At 64.2% G+C, this 4,621-nt stretch carries 7 protein-coding genes, 2 tRNA genes and 1 pseudogene; 6 read left to right on the top strand and 4 right to left on the bottom strand.

Annotation, left to right across the window (positions count from 1 at the left end):
* Positions 1-107, bottom strand: a pseudogene (locus tag Mlute_RS16275) (IS5/IS1182 family transposase); the annotation flags it as partial.
* Between the two features lie 112 nt (positions 108-219).
* Here Mlute_RS16275 and Mlute_RS16505 point away from each other — a divergent pair.
* Positions 220-354 (top strand): hypothetical protein, encoded by a 135-nt coding sequence (locus tag Mlute_RS16505; protein WP_281270868.1) that lies wholly within the window; start codon positions 220-222, stop codon positions 352-354.
* A 75-nt stretch (positions 355-429) separates the two neighbouring features.
* Here Mlute_RS16505 and Mlute_RS14135 read toward each other — a convergent pair.
* Positions 430-506: transfer RNA gene (locus tag Mlute_RS14135), tRNA-Val, on the bottom strand.
* A 7-nt stretch (positions 507-513) separates the two neighbouring features.
* Positions 514-588: transfer RNA gene (locus Mlute_RS14130), tRNA-Cys, on the bottom strand.
* Positions 589-657: 69 nt separating this feature from the next.
* On the opposite strand from Mlute_RS14130, the gene Mlute_RS14125 reads away from it, so the two are divergent.
* From Mlute_RS14125 to Mlute_RS14105, 5 genes are all read left to right on the top strand, one after another.
* Positions 658-2,094, top strand: coding sequence for an ATP cone domain-containing protein (locus Mlute_RS14125; RefSeq protein WP_119361210.1), 1,437 nt, complete (start codon positions 658-660; stop codon positions 2,092-2,094).
* A gap of 27 nt (positions 2,095-2,121) precedes the next feature.
* Positions 2,122-3,051, top strand: coding sequence for an aldo/keto reductase (locus Mlute_RS14120; protein ID WP_119361209.1), 930 nt, complete (start codon positions 2,122-2,124; stop codon positions 3,049-3,051).
* Between the two features lie 7 nt (positions 3,052-3,058).
* Positions 3,059-3,490 (top strand): Fe-S cluster assembly sulfur transfer protein SufU, encoded by a 432-nt coding sequence (gene sufU / locus Mlute_RS14115; protein WP_119361208.1) that lies wholly within the window; start codon positions 3,059-3,061, stop codon positions 3,488-3,490.
* 3 nt (positions 3,491-3,493) lie between these two features.
* Complete coding sequence (locus tag Mlute_RS14110; RefSeq protein ID WP_119361207.1) at positions 3,494-3,910, top strand: acyl-CoA thioesterase; 417 nt, start codon at positions 3,494-3,496, stop codon at positions 3,908-3,910.
* An 89-nt stretch (positions 3,911-3,999) separates the two neighbouring features.
* Positions 4,000-4,197 (top strand): hypothetical protein, encoded by a 198-nt coding sequence (locus Mlute_RS14105; protein ID WP_119361206.1) that lies wholly within the window; start codon positions 4,000-4,002, stop codon positions 4,195-4,197.
* An 18-nt stretch (positions 4,198-4,215) separates the two neighbouring features.
* Here the strand turns inward: Mlute_RS14105 and Mlute_RS14100 are convergent.
* Positions 4,216-4,621: C40 family peptidase (locus tag Mlute_RS14100; protein WP_147371112.1), on the bottom strand; the 406-nt coding region annotated here is incomplete at its 5' end.

Below are 4,621 nucleotides of genomic sequence, written 5' to 3'. Positions count from 1 at the left end.
CGGATCTGCGGACAAAGCCCCAGCTCCGCCACCCTCCCCCACACCTCCTGCCCGTCAAACCCCGCGTCCGCCAACAGCATCCCCCCACGGGGACCAAACCTCCCCAAAGCCCATGCCTCTTGCATCTCAAAAAGTGGCCCGTGTTGCGCTCGGTCAGGAGGTTCTCGGCTAATCCTCACCCCCTGCTCAAGCTAATTCGTAGGGTCGTGATAAAAGCCTGTGAGCCGCCGGTTGGGGCATGCCCGCCCCTCGATCACCCTGGACATCTACCGCCACGTGGCGGAGTGGGAGATTCGGGAGGTGGCCCTGCCCCTTACCGAGCTTCTGAGCCCCACCCTTCGCACCCTGAACTAGAGCGCGTTGCACCACGGTTGAACCAAAAACCCCTTTATGCAAAGACTGCATAAAGGGGTTTTCTCGTCCTGCACGTGGTGGGCGCGATTGGACTCGAACCAACGACCCCTACCGTGTCAAGGTAGTGCTCTAGCCATCTGAGCTACGCGCCCGCGCTTTTGGAGGCGCTGACCGGATTCGAACCGGTGAATGGAGGTTTTGCAGACCTCTGCCTTACCACTTGGCTACAGCGCCACCCACGGCCCTACCTCGGCCAGCAGAGTTAAGTTAGCACCTGCCGCGAGGGTGTGTCAAACTTGTGTCGTGCGCGAAGTATTTATCAAGACACCAGGGGGGTTTCGCTGGCCTTTTTCCAAGGGGCTTCTGGTGGAGTCCATGATGATGGCCGGAATTGGGATGGAGGCTGCCCTCTCGGTGGCCCACACTATTGAGGAGCAGCTCAAGGCCAGAAAAAAAACCGAAATCACCGCCCAAGCCCTCAAGAAAATGCTCGTTCAGGAGGTGGAGAGGAACTTTGGGCCCGACCTGGCCGAGCGCTTGAGGGGGCAGACCCAGGCCTTTGAGGACATCGTGGTTCGGGAAGGCTACCGCAAAAGGCCCTTTTCCAAGGGGGTTCTGGCCCGCAGCCTGGAGGATGCAGGGTTTTCCATGCGCGAGGCGCATACCCTGGCTCGAGCCGTGGAGGCCCGCCTTCGCCGGGGAGGGGTGCGCTCCATTGACGCCGACGAACTGGAGAAGTGGATTGCGGCCGAGATAGAGGAGCTGTATGGCCCGGCGGCGAGAGCCCGCTACGCCGGGCGGCAGGCGCTCGCGGGAGAAATCTTTGTGGAAGAGGCCGAGGGGGAGCCCCGGGTGCCCTTTTCTAAGGGGGTGCTGGCCCAATCGGTGATGGCGGTGGGGCTTTCGCCGGATGTGGCCTACCGGCTGGCTCGAGACGTGGAACGGCGCTTGCGAGAGGCGGGTTCCACCGTGGTCAAGCGGGACTACCTGCGCCGCACGGTGGCAGAGGAGTTGATGGAGGTGGCGGGGGAGGAGGTGGCCCGGCGCTACCACCTATTGCGCAGCGTCCGCCGGGCAGTGAAGCCAGTGCACCTTCTAATCGGTGGGGTGGCGGGGGTGGGGAAGAGCGTTTTGGCCTCGGCCCTGGCCTACCGCCTGGGTATCACCCGCCTGATTTCCACCGACGCCGTGCGGGAGATTCTGCGGGCCACCATTCCCAAGGACCTGCTGCCCACTTTGCATACCAGCAGCTTTGAGTCTTGGCGGGCCCTGGCCACACCTTACGACACCGAGCCCAGCGCGGCTTTAGTGATGCAAGGCTTTCGCGACCAGGTTTCGCGGGTGGCGGTGGGGCTTAGGGCCATCCAGGAGCGCAGCGCCCGGGAGAGAACCTCCTTGGTGGTGGAGGGCGTGCACGTGGTTCCCGGCTACATGACCCATCAGTACCAAAACGAGGTGATCCAGATTCCGATTATGCTGGTGCTGGATGACGAGAACCTGCACCGGGACCGATTCGCCCTGCGGGAACGGGAGACCGGAGGGTCGCGCCTAAGCAGCGTCTACGCCCAGCACTTCAGCGAGATACGCCTGATTCAGCAGCACCTGGTGGAGCTGGCCCGGGGCGCGGGAATCCCCCTTATCCCGGCGGAGAACCTGGACCGGGCGATTGACAAGGGGCTCGAGGTCATCGTAGACCGCCTGCAAGAGGCGTACTTCGACGTGACTCAGGAGGCGAGGTAGGGGTACGCGGGCTGGTAGGCTTTGTGTGTGGACACCGTTCAGATTCCAGGCCTGCCGCCGATTCCCCCTTTGGGCCTGGGCACCTGGCAGTGGGGGGACTGGCTTATCTGGGGCTATGGAAAAGGCTACGGGAAGGAGGATGCCCGCTCGGCGTATCGGGCGGCCCTAGAGGGTGGGGTGCGGCTGTTTGACAGCGCCGAGGTCTACGGGTTTGGTCTTTCTGAGCGCATCTTGGGGGACTGCTACCAAGCCCACGAACCCAAGCCCCTTCTGGTGAGCAAATTTTTCCCCTATCCCTGGCGGCTTTCGCGCAAGGCCCTTTTGTCCGCCCTGCGGGGGAGTCTGGCCCGCCTGGGGGTGGCCCGCTTGGACCTTTACCTTCTGCACTGGCCCTGGAAGCCGGTGCCGCTGGAGCAGTGGGCCGAGTCGCTGGCAGAGGCCTACGAGCGCGGGCTGGCGCGGGCGGTGGGGGTTTCCAACTGCGACCTGGGGCAGCTCGAGCGGGTGGCCAAGGTGCTCTCCCGCCATGGGGTGCCCCTGGCGGCCAACCAGGTGGAGTACCACCTATTGGAGCGAGGGCCTGAGCGGAGCGGGCTTTTGCAGGCCATGCGGGCCGAGGGGGTGGTGCTCATGGCCTACAGCCCCTTGGCCATGGGCTGGCTGACCGGCAAGTATAGCCCGGAAAACCCCCCACCCGGCCGTTACCGCGCCCAGCGCTACGTTCGCCACGGGGCCCGCATCCCCCATCTGCTCCACACCCTACGCGCAATCGCCCAAAAACACGGTGCTACCCCCGCCCAGGTGGCCCTGCGCTGGTGCATTGAGCAGGGGACCCTGCCCATTCCTGGGGCTAAGAACGCCCGGCAGGCCGAGGCCAATACTGGGGCTTTGCGCTTTCGCCTGGACGCGGAAGACCGGGCCCGCCTTGAGGAGGCCACCCCTTTGGAGAGCGCATAATAGGGGTATGGGCCTGCTCGAGGAGCTCTACCGGGAAATCATCCTGCGCCACTACAAGAACCCCCAGAACTACGGCGAGCTGCCGGGGGCCCGGCTCAGGGTGAAGGGCGAGAATCCCTCCTGTGGCGACCAGGTAGAGCTGCAGATTGAAACCGATGGCCAGCGGATTACTGAGCTGCGCTTTCTGGGCCAGGGGTGCGCCATCTCCCAGGCCTCGGCTTCCTTGATGACCGAGTTGGTGAAGGGGAAGAGCTGGGAGGAGGCCCTAGCCCTTGAGCGCAAGTTCAAGGCTATGGTGGTGGACGGCGCCCCTCCTGCCCCTGAGCTGGGCGACCTGGCGGCTTTGTCCGGAGTGCACAGGCTCCCGGCCCGGGTCAAGTGCGCTACCCTGGCCTGGAACGCGCTCGAGCAGGCCGCCCGTGAGGCGGCGGGGGGCTAGCCCATGCCGCGCGAGGCGTTCGCTTTTTTCCACCGCTTGCGGGTTCGCTGGGCCGAGAGCGACCCGCAGGGGGTGGTCTTCAACGGGCACTACCTTACCTATTTTGATGTGGGCATCACCGAGTTCTGGCGGGCCCTTGGTATCCCTTACCCCAGCACCATAGAACGCTTCGGCTTAGACTTGTTCGTGGTCAAGGCCACCCTGGAGTACCACGCCCCGGCCCACTACGACGACTTGCTGGATGTGGGGGTGCGCCTCGGGCGGATTGGCAACAGCAGCGTGCAGTTCCTGCTGGGAATCTACCGTGAAACGGCCTGCCTGGTCAGCGGGGAGGTGGTCTACGTGGCGGTGGACGCAAAGACCCGCAGACCCCAGACGATTCCCCCCGACCTGCGGGCCATTTTGATGGCCGAAACATAGCCGTGCCTCATACTGTTAGAAACGCGTAACGCGATTTTTTTGTCCAAATTCCCCCGTTTTTGTCCGGGGGGCGGGCTATGTTGGGGGGTATGCGCAGGATTGAGGACTACCTGCCCTGGGCCCAGGCCTTTGTTGAGGCCCGCCGGGTGGTGGCGGTACAGGTTAACCCGGAGCGAGGGGAGTACAAGGCGTTGAGCGAGAACGGCACAAGCTACTTCCTAGAGAGGCTCGAGCAAGCCCAAGCCCTGCTGCAGGTCTTAGAGCAGCGGCGGATGGGAACGGATTGAGCGTGAGCGGTGGGGGGGCTAGGGCCCTACGCCCTGTAGGGCCTCTACCCGTTTGGCCCCGCGGTAGACCCGCTTGTAGAAGGGGCTGTCCAGGCTCTCAATGACCACGCGGCTGCCGTAGCTGTTGGCATGGGCGAAGACACCCCGACCTAGGTACACCCCCACGTGGTCAATGGCTGCTCCTCCAAAGCTAAAGAACACCAGGTCGCCCTGGCGCAAGGCCCCCTGTACGGTGGGAAGGGCTGCCCATTGTTCCTGGCTGGTGCGGGGCAGCCGGATGCCGATTTCGGAGAAGACTTGCTGCACGAAGGCCGAGCAGTCCACCGCCCGGTCGGAGCTGGCCCCGAAGACATAGGGCAGCCCCAGGTACCTGAGCACTACCAGGACCAAGGGGTGCTGGGGGTTGTAGTCGGTGTCGCTGGGG

It is taken from the genome of Meiothermus luteus, assembly GCF_003574085.1.
Taxonomy (GTDB): domain Bacteria; phylum Deinococcota; class Deinococci; order Deinococcales; family Thermaceae; genus Meiothermus; species Meiothermus luteus.
This window is presented reverse-complemented; position numbering and strand designations above follow the sequence as displayed.